Source organism: Amycolatopsis sp. TNS106, from assembly GCF_019330265.1.
Taxonomy (GTDB): Bacteria; Actinomycetota; Actinomycetes; order Mycobacteriales; family Pseudonocardiaceae; genus Amycolatopsis; species Amycolatopsis lurida.
In genome coordinates this window covers 6,114,643-6,132,302 of sequence record NZ_CP024972.1, presented here as the reverse complement: position 1 = coordinate 6,132,302, position 17,660 = coordinate 6,114,643, and the positions used below count along the sequence as shown (strand labels likewise).

At 67.5% G+C, this 17,660-nt stretch carries 18 protein-coding genes; 12 read left to right on the top strand and 6 right to left on the bottom strand.

The annotated features are described in order from the left end of the window. Nucleotides 1-138: 138 nt before the first annotated feature. The 5 genes from glf (at nt 139) to CVV72_RS27965 (ending at nt 4,815) form a co-directional block, all read left to right on the top strand. Entirely contained in the window at nt 139-1,365 is a 1,227-nt protein-coding gene (glf, locus tag CVV72_RS27985; RefSeq protein ID WP_219146536.1) for a UDP-galactopyranose mutase, read from the top strand. Further along, nucleotides 1,358-1,873: a phosphatase PAP2 family protein gene (locus tag CVV72_RS27980; RefSeq protein WP_219146533.1), complete on the top strand. Its 516-nt coding sequence runs from the start codon at nt 1,358-1,360 to the stop codon at nt 1,871-1,873. Before glf ends, CVV72_RS27980 begins: the two co-directional genes overlap by 8 nt. Next, nucleotides 1,870-2,829 (top strand): decaprenyl-phosphate phosphoribosyltransferase, encoded by a 960-nt coding sequence (locus CVV72_RS27975; RefSeq protein WP_219146531.1) that lies wholly within the window; start codon nt 1,870-1,872, stop codon nt 2,827-2,829. The genes CVV72_RS27980 and CVV72_RS27975 overlap by 4 nt, the downstream gene beginning before the upstream one ends. A gap of 106 nt (nt 2,830-2,935) precedes the next feature. Next, entirely contained in the window at nt 2,936-3,271 is a 336-nt protein-coding gene (locus CVV72_RS27970) for a hypothetical protein (protein ID WP_219146529.1), read from the top strand. Nucleotides 3,272-3,309: 38 nt separating this feature from the next. Beyond that, complete coding sequence (locus CVV72_RS27965; protein WP_219146527.1) at nt 3,310-4,815, top strand: glycosyltransferase family 87 protein; 1,506 nt, start codon at nt 3,310-3,312, stop codon at nt 4,813-4,815. Between the two features lie 226 nt (nt 4,816-5,041). Here CVV72_RS27965 and CVV72_RS27960 read toward each other — a convergent pair whose 3' ends face one another. Both CVV72_RS27960 and CVV72_RS27955 read right to left on the bottom strand, forming a co-directional pair. Continuing rightward, nucleotides 5,042-5,797, bottom strand: a complete 756-nt coding sequence (locus CVV72_RS27960; protein WP_219146525.1) for a decaprenylphospho-beta-D-erythro-pentofuranosid-2-ulose 2-reductase — start codon at nt 5,795-5,797, stop codon at nt 5,042-5,044. Then, nucleotides 5,794-7,164 (bottom strand): FAD-binding oxidoreductase, encoded by a 1,371-nt coding sequence (locus CVV72_RS27955; RefSeq protein WP_304511282.1) that lies wholly within the window; start codon nt 7,162-7,164, stop codon nt 5,794-5,796. The genes CVV72_RS27960 and CVV72_RS27955 overlap by 4 nt, the downstream gene beginning before the upstream one ends. Before the next feature lie 101 nt (nt 7,165-7,265). Here CVV72_RS27955 and CVV72_RS27950 point away from each other — a divergent pair, with 101 nt between their 5' ends. Together CVV72_RS27950 and CVV72_RS27945 are read left to right on the top strand one after the other, a co-directional pair. Beyond that, a complete protein-coding gene (locus tag CVV72_RS27950; RefSeq protein WP_219146523.1) occupies nt 7,266-7,748 on the top strand; it encodes a GtrA family protein in 483 nt (160 codons plus the stop codon). A gap of 6 nt (nt 7,749-7,754) precedes the next feature. Further along, nucleotides 7,755-9,680, top strand: a complete 1,926-nt coding sequence (locus tag CVV72_RS27945) for a glycosyltransferase (protein WP_034309785.1) — start codon at nt 7,755-7,757, stop codon at nt 9,678-9,680. An 89-nt stretch (nt 9,681-9,769) separates the two neighbouring features. On the opposite strand, the gene CVV72_RS27940 is transcribed toward CVV72_RS27945, so the two are convergent. After that, complete coding sequence (locus CVV72_RS27940) at nt 9,770-10,012, bottom strand: hypothetical protein (protein WP_219146521.1); 243 nt, start codon at nt 10,010-10,012, stop codon at nt 9,770-9,772. 114 nt (nt 10,013-10,126) lie between these two features. Between CVV72_RS27940 and CVV72_RS27935 the strand changes: the two genes are divergently transcribed. From CVV72_RS27935 to CVV72_RS27920, 4 genes are all read left to right on the top strand, one after another. Further along, nucleotides 10,127-10,891 (top strand): ESX secretion-associated protein EspG, encoded by a 765-nt coding sequence (locus CVV72_RS27935; RefSeq protein ID WP_034309790.1) that lies wholly within the window; start codon nt 10,127-10,129, stop codon nt 10,889-10,891. Between the two features lie 145 nt (nt 10,892-11,036). Continuing rightward, entirely contained in the window at nt 11,037-11,513 is a 477-nt protein-coding gene (locus tag CVV72_RS27930; protein WP_255632288.1) for a hypothetical protein, read from the top strand. A gap of 6 nt (nt 11,514-11,519) precedes the next feature. Continuing rightward, complete coding sequence (locus CVV72_RS27925; protein ID WP_219146518.1) at nt 11,520-12,068, top strand: DUF3558 family protein; 549 nt, start codon at nt 11,520-11,522, stop codon at nt 12,066-12,068. 12 nt (nt 12,069-12,080) lie between these two features. Then, nucleotides 12,081-13,547, top strand: a complete 1,467-nt coding sequence (locus CVV72_RS27920) for a hypothetical protein (protein ID WP_219146516.1) — start codon at nt 12,081-12,083, stop codon at nt 13,545-13,547. Between the two features lie 54 nt (nt 13,548-13,601). On the opposite strand, the gene CVV72_RS27915 is transcribed toward CVV72_RS27920, so the two are convergent. The 3 genes from CVV72_RS27915 to CVV72_RS27905 are packed head-to-tail and all read right to left on the bottom strand — an operon-like array spanning nt 13,602 to nt 16,288. Further along, the gene (locus CVV72_RS27915) at nt 13,602-14,510 is read right to left on the bottom strand and encodes a glycosyltransferase (RefSeq protein WP_219146514.1); all 909 of its coding nucleotides are present in this window, start codon (nt 14,508-14,510) and stop codon (nt 13,602-13,604) included. Beyond that, nucleotides 14,507-15,331, bottom strand: coding sequence for an ABC transporter ATP-binding protein (locus CVV72_RS27910; RefSeq protein ID WP_219146512.1), 825 nt, complete (start codon nt 15,329-15,331; stop codon nt 14,507-14,509). The genes CVV72_RS27915 and CVV72_RS27910 overlap by 4 nt, the downstream gene beginning before the upstream one ends. A gap of 3 nt (nt 15,332-15,334) precedes the next feature. Then, entirely contained in the window at nt 15,335-16,288 is a 954-nt protein-coding gene (locus tag CVV72_RS27905) for an ABC transporter permease (protein ID WP_219146510.1), read from the bottom strand. 105 nt (nt 16,289-16,393) lie between these two features. Here CVV72_RS27905 and CVV72_RS27900 point away from each other — a divergent pair, with 105 nt between their 5' ends. After that, the gene (locus tag CVV72_RS27900) at nt 16,394-17,635 is read left to right on the top strand and encodes a polysaccharide pyruvyl transferase family protein (protein ID WP_219146508.1); all 1,242 of its coding nucleotides are present in this window, start codon (nt 16,394-16,396) and stop codon (nt 17,633-17,635) included. The last annotated feature ends 25 nt before the right edge of the window (nt 17,636-17,660 follow it).

The window sequence follows — 17,660 nt, the reverse complement described above, 5'->3', positions numbered from 1 at the left end:
CTTCCACTCGGGGTCCGGGGCGGAGCCCCGGCCGGGTCTGGGGCGGGCCCCAGACGGTGGAGCCTAAATGTGTCTGTCGAAGGTGAAAACCGGTGCTCGCTGCAGGGCGCGGAGTCGACGTGCGTACCCTCGACGCCCGTGAGCGCGCACACGAACCCCGACAAGATTACTGAAGCCGATTTCACCGGCTACGACCTCATCGTGGTCGGGTCCGGATTCTTCGGGCTGACCGTCGCCGAACGGGCCGCGGCCGAGCTCGGCAAGAAGGTCCTCGTGCTGGAACGGCGTCACCACATCGGTGGCAACGCCTACTCCGAGGCCGAGCCCGAGACCGGGATCGAGGTGCACCGTTACGGTGCGCACCTGTTCCACACCTCGAACAAGCGGGTGTGGGAGTACGTCAACCGCTTCACCGAGTTCACGAACTACCAGCACCGGGTGTTCGCCAAGGTCAAGGACCAGGTCTACTCCTTCCCGATGAACCTGGGCCTGATCAACCAGTTCTTCGGGAAGTCGCACACGCCCGACGAGGCCCGCGAGCTGATCGCCAAGCAGGCGTCGGAGTTCGAGACCGCGAACGCGCAGAACCTCGAAGAGAAGGCGATCTCGCTGGTCGGCCGCCCGCTGTACGAGGCGTTCATCCGCGGCTACACGGCCAAGCAGTGGGAGAACGACCCGAAGAACCTCGGCGCCGACATCATCACCCGGCTCCCGGTTCGCTACACCTTCGACAACCGGTACTTCAACGACACCTACGAGGGTCTGCCCGTCGACGGCTACACCGCGTGGCTCGAGAAGATGGCCGAGCACGAGAACATCGAGGTGCGGCTGAACGTCGACTACTTCGACGTCCGCGAGCACATCCCCGCCGGCACCCCGACCGTCTACACGGGTCCGCTGGACCGCTACTTCGACTACTCCGCGGGCCGCTTCACCTGGCGCACGGTGGACTTCGAGTCCGAGGTCGTCGAGACGGGTGACTTCCAGGGCACCTCGGTCGTCAACTACAACGACGAAGAAGTGCCCTACACCCGGATCATCGAGTTCCGGCACTTCCACCCGGAGCGCAAGCACTACCCGAACGACAAGTCGGTCGTCTTCCGCGAGTACTCCCGGTTCGCCGGCGAGGAAGACGAGCCGTACTACCCGATCAACACCCCGGAGAACCGCGAGAAGCTCGAGGCCTACCGCGAGCTGGCGAAGGCCGAGGCCAAGAACAAGAACGTGCTGTTCGGCGGCCGTCTCGGTACCTACAAGTACCTCGACATGCACATGGCCATCGGCTCGGCGCTGACCGCGTTCGACAACAAGATCGCGCCGCACCTGACCGATGGCGCGCCTCTGGACGGGTCTCTCGATGCTTGAGAAGGGCGCTCCCACCGGTGAGGTCGCTGTTCTCGCGAAGGCTCAGAGCGTCCTGAAGAGCGACGTCACGGTCAAGGCGGCTCGGGGTCTTTCGCACTTCGGCGAGCACAGCGCGGGATGGTTCGCGCTGGGGCTCGTCGGGGCGGCGGTCGACAAGAAGCGCCGCAAGGACTGGCTGGTCGCGGCGGCCGGTGTCGTCGGCGCGCACGCCGCGTCCATCGCGGTGAAACGCGTGGTCAGGCGGCCTCGCCCGGACCACCCGAGCGTCGAGATCCTGGTCTCCACGCCGAGCAAGCTGAGCTTCCCGTCCTCGCACGCGACGTCGACTACGGCGGCGGCGGTGCTCTACTCCGGATTGACCGGGCGTAACCTGGTCCCGGCCCTGGTACCGCCGATGCTGGCCTCCCGGCTCGTGCTCGGCGTCCACTACCCGACCGACGTTTTGGCCGGAGCGGCCCTAGGGGGCGTAGTCGGCGGCCTGATACGTAGGAAGCTGAAGCGACGATGAGTGAAACGACCGAGAAGGCCGATTCCAAACCTGACGACGTAGAACCCGTGGCCGAGGCCGCCGAACCGAAGAAGGTCGCCGGCGGTCTCGTCGGCGGCATCATCAAGACGGCACGCCCGCGCCAGTGGGTGAAGAACGTGCTGGTGTTCGCCGCACCGTTCTTCGCCTTTTCGAAGTCGACGGACCGGACCGGCCTGCTGATCGCCGCGCTGATCGCCTTCGCGGCGTTCTCGCTGGTGGCCTCCTCGGTCTATCTGATCAACGACGCGATCGACGTCGAGGCCGACCGGGCGCATCCGACCAAGCGGAACCGGCCCATCGCGGCCGGGATCGTGCCGGTACCGGTGGCGTTCGTCTCGGCGGCCGTGTTCTTCGCGGCGGGCCTCGGCATCTCGTTCCTCGCCAGCTGGCAGCTCGCGGTCGTGCTGGCGGTCTACGAGGCCGTCCAACTCGGCTACTGCTTCGGGCTCAAGCACCAGCCGGTGGTCGATCTGGCCATCGTCGGCTCGGGCTTCCTGATGCGGTCGATCGCCGGCGGTGTGGCCGCCGGTATCGCGCTTTCGCAGTGGTTCCTGCTGGTCACCGCGTTCGGCTCGCTGTTCATGGTGGCGGGCAAGCGCTACGCCGAGATCATGCTCTTCGAGCGCACGGGCGCGAAGATCCGGTCTTCGCTCAAGAAGTACTCGGCGAGCTACCTGCGGTTCGTCTGGGCGACGTCCGCGGCGATCCTGATCATGTCGTACTGCCTGTGGGCGTTCGAGATCCGCCAGGTCGAGCACAACTCGGTCTGGGCGGTCGTCTCGATGGTCCCGTTCGTGGTCGCCGTCCTGCGGTACGCCGTCGACGTCGACGGCGGCAACGCGGGCGAGCCGGAGGAGATCGCGCTCAAGGACCGCGTGCTCCAGGTGCTCGGCGCGAGCTGGGTCATCACGCTGTTCCTGTCGTTCTATCTCTGATCGACAGCTCGGACACAGCGCATCCACAGGATGCGCACGCATCCTCGGTGATGGGGGCGGGCACGCAGCCCGCCCCCAGTGTGTGTGAGCCTTGAGGAGCGAAATCATGAGCGACCCGCAGCGGCCGTCCGAAGACGAGGACAAGACGGTCGAGCAACCCTCGGTGGCGGACGAGACCCCGAAGACGCAGGCCCCGCCGGCGAAGGGCGGATTCCGCCGGTTCGCCGGGCACCGCGCGACGCAGCTGGTCGCGGTCGGCGCACTCGGGTTCATCGTCGGCGGCGGGATCATCGGCACCGCCGTCGGCCTCGCCTCCCGCGACGGTGATCGGCGGCCCGGGATCTCCCGCGAACACCGGGGTCCTGGCGGTCCTGGCCTGCACCGGGACTTCCGTGACGGCCACGGCGACCGCGGTGGGCGTGACGAGTCCCACGGCGGGTAGATAACGGAATCATCACGCCGCCGTGTACGGTGTTCGTGATGCGAAGCGCCTCCGCTGATCTGCCCCAGGCTCCCGGTGCGCTGCCGGGAGCCGCCGTCCTTACCCGCCCCTGGGTGCTCCCGGCCGGGGCGGCGGTCGCTTCGGCCCTGGTGTTCGTGCTGGTCAGCGGGCATTTGATCGACGACACGTACATCACGCTCTCGTACGCGAAGAACCTCGCCTTCCACGGCCACTGGGGCCTGATCGAAGAAGGCACCGCCAACACCGCGACGTCGCCGCTGAACGTCCTCGTGCTGGCGCTCGTCACGTTCATCGTGCGGGACCCCGTCTTCGCCGCGGGGATCGTCTTCGTCGCGAGCCAGGTGGCGCTCGTCCTCGGCCTGCGCCGGATCGGCGCCGCGACCGGTCTCCCCGGCTGGTTCGCCCCGCTGGCGCTGGGCATGCTGCTGGTGAATCCGCTGCTGCTGTCGTCGGTCGGGCTCGAAGTGGCCCTCGGCGCGACCGCCGTCGTCTGGTCGATGGTGTTCCTGCACGAACGCCGTCCCGCCGCCGCGGGCGCGATGATCGGCCTGATCGCGCTGATCCGGATCGACCTGCTGCTGATCGCGTTCGTCCTGTTTCTCGGGCGCCGCGAATTCTGGGCGGGCATCTGGCGGATGACGTTCGCCGCGCTCGCGGTGATGCTGCCGTGGTTCCTGTTCAGCTGGCTGGTGCTGGGTTCGGCGGTACCGGACACGCTGGTCATCAAGATCATGCAGCGCTCGTGGGGGCCGTTCAGTTTCACCAACGGCCCGTTGCTGTACCTGCGCAACTTCCCGGTGGCGGCGACTCTTTCCTTTCTGCCGCTCGTGATCGGCGCGCTCGCCGGTCTACTGTGGACATTCCACTTCCGGCGCGGCTCGGAGCGGGCGAAGCGGCTGTTGCCGTTCGCCACCCTCGCCATCGCCGGTGCGGCGCACTATCTGGCTTATTGCTGGCTGAACGTCCCGCCGTACCACTGGTATTACGCGCCCAGCATCATCGGCGCGACGGTCTTCCTCGCCGCCGGAGCCGGCGCTCTGCCCGGCCGGGCCCGGCTCGGCGCGGGGATCCTCGCGGGTGCGTTCGTCCTCGTGAGCGCCGCCGTCTACGCGGCTCCAGAACTGCCGCGCCGGTTCGCGCCCATCAGCAGCAACCACGCCGCGTCCGACGAGTACCGCGCGATCGGCGCGCAACTGGGCGAACTGACCAAGGGACGCAAGGTGGAGAGCGCGGGCGAGGTCGGCGCGCTCGCCTACTCCTGCGATTGCGACATCGTCGACCAGTTCTCCGACCGCGGCTCCGTCGACCCGGCGATCGTCGAGACGAAGAACCGCAGCAGCGATCTCGGCAAGGCCCTGCTGGAGGCGAACTTCCGGTTCTTCGACCACAGCGTCCCGCCCGCGACCCCGGATCTCGTGCTGGTCGCCAGCAGGAAGGCGCCACCGCCGAACGCGCTCGCGACCTGGACGATCAGCTCGCCTTGGATGGGCACGCAGAGCCTGTACCTGCTGCCTGCCCGCTGATCTCTCCGCGTGCCGTCCCTCCGGACACGTGTGTCGTCCATCCAGTCACGCGAGCCCACCGGATGGCCGGACGACGAACGTGATCAGCCGGACGACACGTGTGACCAGACGGACGACACGCGGCGAGGGGGTCAGAGCGGCCGGCGTCCGGTCGTATGCGGCCCACAGCAACCGTTCGCCCGGGTGCGTGCGACGCCGCCCCGAGCGGGTGGCCGAGATTCATCCCCTAGATCGGCAGCTTCCGGAAGATCGGCCGGGGCACGTGCCGGAGGGCCGACATGACCAGGCGGAACGGGGCGGGCGCCCACACCAGTTCCTTGCCCGCGCGCGAGGCGCCGACGGCGATCTCGGCGACCTGCTCGGCGGTCTGCGCCAGCGGGGCGTCCTTGAGGCCCTCGGTCATCTTGGTCTTCACGTGCCCGGGTCGGACGACGGTGATCTGCACGCCGAACTCGGACAGGGCCTCGCCGAGGCCCAGGTAGAAGCCGTCGAAACCGGCCTTCGTGGAGCCGTAGACGAAGTTCGACCGGCGGACCCGCTCACCGGCGACCGACGACAGCGCGATGACCTTGCCGTGCCCCTGCTTCTTGAGCTTGTTCGACAGCGCGACACCCACCGAAACCGCGGCCGTGTAGTTCACAGTCGCCGCCTCGACGGCCTTCGCGTGGTCCTGCCACAGCTCTTCCTGGTCGCCGAGCAGGCCGAACGCCACGACGGTGACGTCGATGTCGCCACCCTCGAATGCCCTGTCCAGCACGGCCGGGTGCGACTCCAGGTCCTTCGCGTCGAAGTCCACGGTGGAGACTTCGGCGCCCTTGTCCTTCAGACGCTGCGCGGCCCCGTCGAGCCGCGGCGACCGGCGTCCGGCCAGCACGACCCGGAGGGGCTTCTCGGCCAGGTACTTCTCCGCGATCGCGAGCGCGATGTCGGAGGTGCCGCCGAGCAGCAGCAGGGACTGGGGGTTGCCCACAGCGTCGATCACAGTTCCAACCTTCGGGACATGTCAGAGGCGAAAACGCCTTCGGGGTCAACGGACGCGCGGACCTTGCGCCACTCCTCGAGCCGCGGGTACATCCTCGCGAAGTTCTCCGCCGAGGTGCGCGAGTCCTTCGCCGTGTACAGACGGCCGCCGATCGCGAGCACGTCCTCGTCGAGCTCCTGGCAGAACCGGCTCAGCCCGTCCTTGATCGGGAAGTCGAGGCAGACCATCCAGCCGGGGTGCGGGAACGACAGCGGCGCCGCGTTGCCCTCGCCCATCTGCTTGAACACGTTGAGGAACGACACGTGCCCGGAGTCCGCGACCTTCTGGATGATCCGGCGCAGCGGCTCGTGCGCGTTCAGCGGCGTGCTGAACTGGTACTGCAGGAAACCCTTGGAGCCGTACGCGCGGTTCCACTCGCCGAACAGGTCGAGCGGGTGGTAGAACGCGGTCAGGCTCTGGATCTGGTCGCGCGCGTTCTTCGCGGTCTTGCGGTAGTACAGCTCGCCGATCGCCGAGAACGACAGCTTGTTCGCCAGCCCGTTGGGGAACACGTCCGGCAGGGTGGCCAGCGTGCCAGGGTTGAACTTGAGCGGATCGGTCCGCAGCTTGGGCGGCAGTTCGTCCAGCTTGGCGAGCGAGCCGCGTTGGAAGGCGGCGCGGCCGAGCTTCGCGCCCCTGGAGATCGAGTCGAACCAGCCGGACGAGTACGTGTAGTCGGCCTCGGAACCGTCGGTGACCAGCGCGAGGGTCTCGTCGAGGTTCGCCGTGCGCTGGATGTCGGCCTTGAAGTAGGCCGTCTCGGTCTTCGTCATCCGGATCTTGGCACGGACGATGATGCCCGTCAGGCCGATACCGGCCACGGTGGCCCAGAACAGCTCCGCGTCGGGGCCGTCCGGGGTGAGCGTGCGCACCTGCCCGTCGGCGGTGACGAGGTCCATCGACACCACGTGGTTGCCGAAGCTGCCCGCCGAGTGGTGGTTCTTGCCGTGGATGTCGTTGGCGATCGCGCCGCCGATGGTGACCTGGCGCGTACCCGGCAGCACCGGCACCCACAGGCCGTACGGCAGGCCCTCGCGCATCAGCTTGTCGAGGCTGACGCCCGCGTCGAGGTCGACGATGCCGGAATCCGGGTCGATCGAGTGGATGCGGTCCAGCGCGGTCATGTCGACGACCAGGCCGCCCGCGTTCTGCGCCGGGTCGCCGTAGGACCGGCCGAGACCGCGCGCGATGACCCCGCGTTCCCCGGCCTGGGTCACCGCGCGGGCGATGGTTTCCACATCGGGGGTGCTCAGGACGTCCGCGATGGTCGGCGACGTCCTCGCCCAGCCCATGAGCGACTGCCGCTGTGTCTTGGGTGCTCGGGTCACGCCGACCAGGGTAACCACGCCGAACAATGCCCGGAACGTGACCCTGAAGTGCTCGCTTCTACACTTTGCGCACCAGCCCCAGCAGTTTATGAGGTAGAGCAGTGGTGGCGACCGACCCGAAAGCCGGCGTGACGGCAGCAGTGCCGTCCTCTCCTGGGCTGCTCGGGCAGCTCATCCGCTTCGGCCTCATCGGCGGCTTCTGCGCCCTGGTCGATTTCGGCGTCTACCAGGGGCTTCGCGCCCTCGGAATGGACGCGACGCCGTGGGTGGACATCGCTCGCGCGCTCAGCTTCATCGTGGGCACCACGACCGCCTTCTTCCTGAACCGCAAGTTCACCTTCGCCGGTGGACGCCAGGAGGGCGCGCGTCAGATCGGTAGCTTCGTACTCCTGTACGCCGTGACGTTCCTCGTCGCAGTCGGCGTCAACCGCACGATGCTGCACGTCCTGCCGGAGTCGGCCTGGAAGGCCACTTTCGGTTGGGTCGTTTCGCAGGCAACCGCGACCATGATCAATTTCGTCATGCTCAAGTGGGTCGTCTTCCGTGAGCCCCGCGCCATCGCCACCAGCAAAGAGGAGAACTGAGGATTCATGCCCGGTAAAGCCGCCGTCACCGGAGAGGCCCCGAGCGCCATGGTGAGCACTGTCGACGACACCCGCTTCGCGGAACGCACCCCGCAGGGCCGTCTCACCGCGCAGCGCGGGCTCTACGCCGGCCCGGCCCCCATCGTCAGCAAAGACCTCTACGCCGAGCTCGAATGGGGCAGTGCCGTGCGCGAGCGTGCGGGCATCGCCATCGAGCCGGCGTCGAAGGTCTCCGGCAACACCTATTTCGGCCGCTTCCCCGCGAGCTACTGGCAGCGCTGGACCGACGTGACCGAGGTCCAGGTCGAGGCCGTCGTCACCGGTGACGGCCAGCTGTCCGTCGGCGCTTCGGACATCGAGGGCGACGCCCGCGTGGTCGCCGCCGAGATCGTCGCGGGCGCGAAGCAGCAGAAGGTGACGCTCACCGCGAAGCTCGACAAGTTCTACGACGGCGGCGCCCTCTGGCTCGACCTCGAAACCGAAGGCGGCCAGTCGCTGCGGGTCGAGAAGGTCCGCTGGACGGTCGAGGCGCCGGAGAAGATCCGCCCGACCGCGGTGACCATCTGCACGATGAACCGCGCCGACGACTGCCTGTCGAACCTGCAGGCGCTCGCCGCCGACGTCTCCTCGCTGGAGACGCTCGACGCGATCTACGTCGCCGACCAGGGCACCGACCTCGTCGAGTCGCGTGACGGCTTCGAGCAGGTCGCGAAGGACCTCGGCGACAAGCTGCACTACATCAAGCAGCCGAACCTCGGCGGCGCCGGCGGGTTCACCCGCGGCCTCTACGAGGTCGCCGGGCACACCGAGACCGAGCACGCGAACGTCCTGTTCATGGACGACGACGTGCTGCTGGAGCCGGATCTGGTGATCCGGATGACCGCGTTCTCCAACCGCACGGTCAACCCGGTCATCGTCGGCGGGCAGATGCTGAACCTCCTGCACCCGAACCAGCTGCACGTCGGCGCCGAATACGCCCGGCTGAACACGCTGGAGCCCGGCCAGCCCGTGCAGCACTCGCTCTCGACCGCCGACCTGCTCGGCGTCGACGAGGAGACCCTCAAGCCGAACCGCCAGGAACGCCGCCTCGACGCCGGGTACAACGGCTGGTGGTCGTGCCTGATCCCGTACGAGGTCGTCAAGGCCACGGGATACCCGCTGCCGTTCTTCTTCCAGTGGGACGACGCGGAGTACAGCTACCGCGCCCGGGGAGCAGGCTTCCCGACGGTCACCCTTCCGGGCGCCGGCGTCTGGCACGCCGACTTCCACTGGAAGGACTGGGACGAGTGGCACCGCTACTTCAACCTGCGTAACTCGATCATCACCGCCGCGCTGCACTCGCCGTTCAACCTGAACCTGCTCTCGCGCGTGCTCATCGCGCAGCTGGTCCGGTACCTGCTCGGCATGCAGTACGGCCTGTCCGCCACGCTGATCAAGGCCGTCGAGGACTTCCTCGAAGGGCCGGAGGTCCTGCGTGACGGTGGCGTCGCGGCGATGAAGGAGATCCGCCGGATCCGCGACGAGTACCCCGAGACCAAACGGCACAAGGCCACCGACGTCCCGGGTATCGCGTCGAACGACATCGGCATCATCAACAGCGCGCCGCGGCCCAGCATGCAGCGTCTGGTGCTGATCAAGCGGATCCTCGACCGGGTGCTCGGCCGCAGCCGTCACTCGCTCGGCGCGATCCCGATCGACGAGGCCCACTGGTGGCACGTCGCGACCTTCGACACCGCCGTCGTCACCGACGCTTCGCAGGAAGGCGTGCGGGTCCGCTCGTACGACCGCGCGAAGATGTTCGACCTGGCGCGCCGGGGCGCGAAGGTGATCCAGCGGCTTCGCAAGGAAGGCGCGGCGGTGCAGGAGCAGTACAAGCGCGCCATGCCCGAGCTGACCTCGCGGGACAACTGGAAGCGCCTCTACAAGCTGTAGGACCGCTCCGCCTGGCTTCGACGTCCCCAATGTCGCATCAGAGACACTCAGCGTCTCCGATGCGACATTGGGGACACTGCTGTCCGGGGCTAGTGCAGGCCGAACACCCTCGTCTTGCGGTTCAGGTCGTCGATGTAGGCGGCGGCGACATGGGAGAAGTTGATCGCCACCTCGGAGTCGTCCCTCGTCTGGATCGTCTGTACCGCTCCGGTGCGGACGAAATGCGAGAGATCCTTGGTCAGCCGTTCGGCTTCTTCCGCCGTGAGCGCGAAGAGCAGCGGCTCGCCGCCGGCGACGAGATGGAGGACGAGCGCGGGTTTCTGGTCTGCCATGAATCCATGGCACCAGCCTTGATCACGGCCGGGCAAGCGGGTTCGCTGCGGGCGTATCGGGTGTGTGGACTACGTTCATCCCGACGAACAAGACACCCGCGGGGGGAAATGGCGATGCCGCATTCGTTCTCGTTGTCGCTGGCGGCGGTGGACATCCTGCTCGAACACGGCCGGTTCGGTCCGGCGCCCGTCCCGTTCGAGGTCCCGCACATCGGCACGACGACCGACCAGCGCGCGATGGTTCGCGAGGCGGTCTTCCGCGACCTCGAAGGCCGCGGCATGATGCGCGGCGGCAGGCTCGACGCAGACGTCGAACTTGCGCTCGCCACGTTCGCCGCCCCGCAGCTCGCGGTCTGGACGGTCGCGCAGATGGACGGGGACAAGCAGCTGTTCGCGCGGGCGGCGACGAACGGGCAGTTCGCGGTCCTCGCGCGCCAGGACGAGAACCTGCTCGTGTTCGAGGAGACCAGGCCGACCGCGATCGTCGCGTCGATCGTCGACCTCCTGCCGCTCACCCCGGCGGGCCCCGGCCAGTCGGTCACCATCGCGAAGCCGGTGAGCGCGCCGAAACGCCCCCGGAACGACGACGCGTACGACCCCTTCGCCCAGGTCAGCGGTCCTCGGTCCCACGGGTCGAATCCCCAGCAGCGGCAGGTGGAGCGGATCTTCGAGAAGCCGATGAAGCGAGTGGGCCAGTTCAGCGTGTTCATCCGCGGCGGCCAGGTCTTCCCGCCGCTGGCGTGGTTCGACACCGAAGCGGGCCGGTTCATGATGACCTCGCGCCAGGCGACCGACGGGCAAAGCTGGCTGACCTACGCTCCCGCCGACAACGCGAGGATCGCGCAGCAGCTGTACGCCCAGCTCGAAGGCCAGTTCTGAACCGCCGGGAACCGGCGTGACGCCCGTTTCGTCACAGTTCCGGCGGGATCTCCGGTGATCGGAGAATCACCGTTGCGCTGAGTGCCCGGTTAGTAGACTTCCGGGCGGAACGCACGGGCGAGCAGACGATGCAGTGGGGCGGGCGATGGCTTTCGAAGCGGACGGCGGACAGGCGGCACCGGACTTCTCGATCGGCTCCGCCATGGGGGCGGCGGCCAAGTACGTGGAGGCGGGCGGCCTGAACCAGGCCGCGATCGCCAAGGTCAGCGCCGAAACCCAGAAGCTGGTGGCGGCCGCGAAGAGCGGCGGCTTCAAGATCACCGAGGAAGGCGTCAAGCCGCTGCGCGAGGCGCTCACGAACATGTCGGAAGAGCTCAGCGCGCTGAAGGTCAAGACCATGGCGCTGAACGACGCACCCCAGCTGGGTGGCCACCCGTACGCGAAGACGGTCGCCGCCCACGACCACAAGGGCGCCGCGCAGTCCGCCAATTCCGCGAACGCGATCATCGGGCAGTTCGAGCAGGTGGTCAAGGACGCCAACGAGGCGCTGGCCAGGGCCGCCGGACTGTACAAGGACGTCGAAGACCGCGCGGTCGACGCCACCAAGAAGATTCAGGCCTGAGGGACGATGAAGAAACTCTGCGTGCTGCCGCTCGCCGCGGCCGCCCTGGTACTGGCCGCGTGCTCCAGCGAAAAGCCGGGCAGCGCCAGTCCCGCGCCGTCGGCTCCTCCGGTGCAGTCGAGCGCTTCCAGCGCCGCCCCCACCACCGGCGGGGACACCGCGTCGATCGACCCGTGTTCGCTCGTCAGCGCGGCGGACTTGACGTCCTACGGCACGTTCAAGCCTCCGAAGTCCGAGGAGGCAGGCGGAGCCCGTCTCTGCACGCTGACCAAGGAAGCGGAGACTTCCTCGGAAACGCTCTCCGTGGGGGTCGGTGTCCGTGATGCACAGGGGCTCGACTCGGTGAGCGACTCCGGCAACGGCAAGACCACGGGGAACGTCAATGGGCGGAAGGCGGTACGCGCACCCAGGGCTCCGGGAGGATGCCTGATGGCGCTCGAACTGAACGCGTCGGCGAGGGTCGACGTCCTGATCGCCGCCGACGACACCGAGAAGGCGTGCGGGATCGCCGAGAAGGTCGCCGACATCGTCGAACCGAAGCTTCCGAAGGGCTAAGGGGGAACCAGGATGAACACGAAGACACCGAACCTGAGCGAGAAGCAGGTCTCCGACCTTTCTCCCGCGGCACGTGACGCGTACTTCCAGCAGAAGGCCGAAGAGGGTGTCGACCCCAGCGACGGCTGGCTGTTCGGCGCGGTCAATCGATTCATCGCCTCCGGGAAGGCCCACCAGCAGTCGCAGGAGGTCGGCGACAAGAACGTCGACCAGCTGACCAAGAACAAGGACGTCCAGTACGTCGAGGGCCTGGAGCCGTCGAACGCGGACTACCAGGGCTACGACCACGAGAAGCTCGAACAGTTCGTCAACACGGACCTGAACGTCGAGCAGGTCACCCAGGTCTCCACGGCGTACCACGACCTGTCCAAAGCCTTCGACACCTTCGCGAAGACCATGGACAAGGCGGTCACCTCGTCGCAGGGCACCTGGGAAGGCGACGCGGCGGGCAACGCGCAGGGGTACTTCAAGAGCCTCAGCAAATGGTCCGAGGCGAACTCCCAGAACGCGAAACTCGCGTCCGAGACGATCTACGACCAGGGCACCGCGGCTTCCACCGTGAAGAACACGATGCCCAAACCGATCCCCTTCAACTGGAAGGAAGAGGTCGGGGGGTGGATGACGTCGAACCCGTTCAACCTCGGCGAGAACATCGACAAGTCCATCCAGAAGCAGAAGGACAGCCAGGAAGCGCACACCCAAGCGGCCTCCGCCATGCACAGCTACGACAAGGCGCTGTACGACGCCGCGTCGAAGCAGCCGGCGTTCGCCGAGCCGCCGAAGTTCGGCGAAGGCGGTGGCGAGGGGACAGGCAAGCCCGGCATCTACAAACTCCCGCCCGGATCGAAAATGCCCTGGGACGAACAGCCTGGTGGCGGCAACACCTACATCCCGCCCGGCAGCCGCGGCGGGGGTAGCGGCGGTGGTGGAGGTGGCGGTGGCGGCTACGGCACGCCCACCCTCCGCGGCCCCGGCAGCAGCACGGGATCCGGCAGCATCCCGTCGGGGACGACGCCGTCCGGCTTCCAGAACACGCCGGCGCCGATCAGCACCCCCGGCCCCAACAACAACACCGCGATGCCGATGGGCCCCATGCCGATGGCGCCGCCCATGATGGGCGGCGGCATGGGCGATTCGGACTACAACAGCCGCACCGGCCGTGGCGGCGGCGGAAGCGGGTTCGGTCCCGGCAGCGGTGCCGGGGGCTCCACGCCCGGATCGGGCTCCGCGTCCGGCGCGGCCCGTCCCGGCGGTATCGGTGCCGCCGAAGCGGCGGCAGGCCGCGGTATGGGCGGTCTCGGCGGTGGCGCCGCCGGTCGCGGCGGGCCGGGTATGGGCGGCGGTATGGGTGGCCGCGGTCAGCAGGCGGACGGGGACGAGGACACCGAGCACCAGCGTCCGACGTACCTCGTCGAGGGTGACCCGGACGAGGTCTTCGGGACCGACATGCGCACCGCTCCGCCGGTGATCGGCGAGTAAGACGAACGAAAAGGGGCCCCTCGCGTTGAGCGAGGGGCCCCTTTTCGCTGTGTCTCAGTAGCGGTAGAACTTCTCCTTGCGGCCCTGCCGCACGAGCTTGAGCCACTGCAGGAAAGCCTTCGGGTCCCGCTTCACACCGATGAAGTACAGACCGAATCGCACCACTTCGAGCGCGCCGATCTTGCGCATACCCGGCTGGGACAGCAGGTAACCGCGGTTGCGGTAGGTGTAGTAGCGCTTGACCTCGTTCTCCGGGTCCTGCGCGTGGAACCGGCCGCCCAGCATCGGCTTGAACTCGTCCGAGCCGTCCGGGTGCAGGTACGCGGTCTTGAGCGAGGTGCCGAACGGCAGTCCGGACCGCACCAGGCGCCGGTGCAGTTCGACCTCGTCACCACGGAAGAACAGCCGCAGATCAGGCACGCCGACGACGTCCAAAGTGGACGCGCGGAACAACGCGCCGTTCATCAGCGAGGCGATCCCCGGCAGGAAGTCGTCGCCCAGCTCCGACGACGAACGCTTCCAGGTCAGTCCGCGTCGCAACGGGAAAGCGAGCTTGTCCGGCGCGTCGATATTGGACACCACCGGGGAGATCTCGGCCAGACCACGTTTCTCGGCCTCCTCCAAGAGGATCGCGAGGACGTTCTCGTCGGCGGGGCGGCCGTCGTCGTCGGCCAGCCAGATCCAGTCCGCACCCAGCGAGAGCGCGTGCAGCATGCCGAGCGCGAACCCGCCCGCGCCGCCGAGATTCCGGTGCGAGGGCAGGTACGTGACCGGCAGCGGGTGGTTCTCGACGATGTCCCGCGCCGACTTGTCCGGCCCGTTGTCGACCACGACGAGATGGTCGACCGGGCGCGTCTGCGCGGCGATCACCTTGAGCGAGTCCGCGAGCAGTTCCCGCCGGTGGCGCGTGACGACGACGCCGACGACGGCGCCTTCGGGCAACTGCCGGGTCTCGCTGGTCATCCCTGGCCGCCGTTCGTCGTCGCCACCGGGTCGGGCTCGAGGCCGAACCGCTCCAGCGTTTCCTGGCTCATGTTCTCGAACGGGTCGCGCCCCTTGTAGCCGGTCAGCACGTCGCGCAGCGAACCGCGCTGCTTGACGTGTCCCTCGTCCATCCAGATGGCGGAGTCGCAGAGTTCGAAGAGGAACTCGTCCGAGTGGCTGGCGAACACCAGGATGCCCGAACGCTTCACCAGCGCCTTCAACCGATCCTTGGCCTTGTTGAGGAACGCCGCGTCGACCGCGCCGATGCCCTCGTCGAGGATCAGGATCTCCGGGTCGATCGAGGTGACGACGCCCAGCGCCAGGCGCACCCGCATACCGGTCGAGTAGGTCCGCAGCGGCATTTGCAGGTAGTCGCCGAGTTCGGTGAACTCCGCGATGTCGTCGACGCGGGCTTCCATCTGCTTCGCGGTCATCCCGAGGAACAGGCCGCGGATGATGATGTTCTCCAGCCCGGAGATCTCCGGGTCCATGCCGATGCCGAGGTCGAAGACCGGCGCGATCTTGCCGGAGATCTTCGCCGAACCGCGGGTGGGCTCGTAGATGCCGGACAGCAGCCGCAGCAGCGTCGACTTCCCGGCGCCGTTGTGGCCGACGAGGCCGACCCGGTCGCCTTCCCGCAGCTGGAGCGTCACGTCGTGCAGTGCTTCGATGATCGGCACCTTGGTCTCGGTGCCGATCTTGCCGCCGACCTTGCCCAGCACCTTCTTCTTCATGGAGCGGGTCTTCGCGTCGAAGATGGGGAAGTCGACGTAGGCGTTGTGCACATCAATGCTGACCATCTGTCACACCCAATAAGAGACGCGGGAACGGTAATTGCGCATCGCGACCAGCGCGAGGACCCAGCCGACGACGGTGAACCCGGCCACCACGTACCAGCTGTTGATGCTGACTTCCTGCCCGATCAGTGGCGCGCGCACGATCTGGATGAAGTGGAACAGCGGATTGCCGTGGACGAACGGCAGGGCCCACGAGGTGGCGGCCCGCGCACCGCCCGCCAGCAACTGGTCGATCGGCCACACGATCGGCGTCATGTAGAAGAGCAGCTGGATGAGCGAGCTGATCACCTGCGGGATGTCGCGGTAGCGGGTCGAGATGATGCCCAGCAGCAGGGTGACCCAGCCGGCGTTCAGGGCGAGCATGAAGAAGCCGGGAATCGCGGTGAGCGAGTACCAGCCGAGGCCGGGGTGGCAGATGCCGGAGAAACCCGGATTGCAGTTGCCGGTGTTCAGCGAATAATCGTGGTTGAGCGAGGTGAAGAAGATCGCGATGACGATCACGTAGACGATCAGGTTGTGCATCAGCATCAGAGTCTGGCGCCAGACCGTGCGAAGCACGTAGACCGACAGCGGCGCCGGTAGCTGCTTGATCAGCCCCTCGTTGGAGATGAAGGTCTCCATGCCCTCGGTCAGGCAGCCGCTGATGAAGCCCCAGATGATGAAGCCCGTGCTGAGGTAGGGCAGGAAGGTATCGATCGGCATGCCGAACAGCTGTGAGTACAGGAGCCCGAGGCCCAGCGCGATGACACCCTGGCTGATCGTGATCCAGAACGGGCCGATCACCGAGCGGCGATAGCGCTGCTTGATGTCCTGCCAGCCGAGGTGTCCCCACAGCTCTTTGGCGGCGAAACCGGTCTTGATATCGGCGAACGCGCGCGAAAAGGTCTTGCTGTCCGAAATCGGCGGAACCGAGGTCGGCGCAGCACCGTCGGCGGCGTGAACCGTGCTGGTGGCATGCACGGGAACGAGGGTACCGATGGGGCGGATGGTGCCTGGGCCGCCCCGTCCCGAGCAGGTTTCCCGCTCCCGCTCCGGTAACGGTGTGTGCGGCGTTACGATGCACGAATGCCGGTCCCCGACAGAACGGCTTCGGTTTCGAAGCCTGCCCGGCGCGCACTGTATTACCTGGTCGCGCCGGTCGGTCACCCCAACTATGGTGACGAACTCATTGCCGCGAGTTGGCTCCGGCATCTGGCCGAAGTGGCCCCCGACGCGGATGTATGGGTGGACACCCATTCACCCGGTCCCGCCGCCGTGCTCCTCGACGGTCTGCATCCCCGAGCGAAGTTCACGGACACTTTGTGGCGTCTGTGCTGGGAGGCCTCGTCCGAGGACCCGTGGCAGGCCGCGGCATGGGTCCGGGAAGCCATCCACAACCCCGGGATGATGCCCAGGCTGCATCACGGGATCGAACTGCTCGCGACGGTCGACGTGATCCACGTCGTCGGGGGCGGCTACATCAACAAACTGTGGCCCAAGCAGATCGGCCTCCTGGCCGGCGCGGCCGCCGCCGTGGAGCGCTCGGGTGGCCGGGCGGCCATGACGGGGCAGGGGCTGTTGCCCGCTTGTGACGACGTCGCGCCGTTGTTGCGTGCGCTGGCCGACCGGTTCGAGATCGTGGAAGTCCGTGACGACGCTTCGGCCGAGTTGCTGGACGTGCCGGTGGGCCTTGACGACGCGTTCATCGGCGTCGGACCGCATCTCTACGAGGAGACCGAGGACCTTCCCGAGGTCATGCTCTGCCTTCAGTCCGACCTGGTGGAGGTCGGGGTCGGCAAGCTGGCGGGCGCGGTGCTGTCGATGCTGCGCTCCTGGAAGATCCCGCCCGAAAAGATCGGCGTGGTCGAAGGGGTTCCACGCGTCGACAGGGAGGTGTTCGCGCTCCTCGAGCGGGAATTGCCCGGCGCCCGGTTCTACCCGTTTTCGCACATCTGGACGCACGGACTCCCGGTTTCGCCCCGGCAGACCTGGATCTCCACCAGGTTCCACCTGCACATGCTGGCGGCCGCGGGAGGCGCTTCGGGGGTCGCGGTCTCGATCCACCCCGACTATTACGCGACGAAGCATCGTTCCTTGGCGGCGCTCGGTTCGAACTGGACCCTGCTGGAGGACTTGAGCGAGGTCCCGGATCGGCCGAAGGCGGGTGGATACGCACCCGATGTCTTGGCCGGTTTCAAGAAGGCGAAGCGTGACCTGGCGAAAACCATCTACGCGCCCGTGGTCCGCCCCGAACCGGAGCCGGACGGCCCCGCGGAAGCTCAAGTGACTCCGCTTCGGAGGCGGTGGGCCCGGCTCATTCGCAGTTGATCGATCGGAATCGAGGACCAGAGCT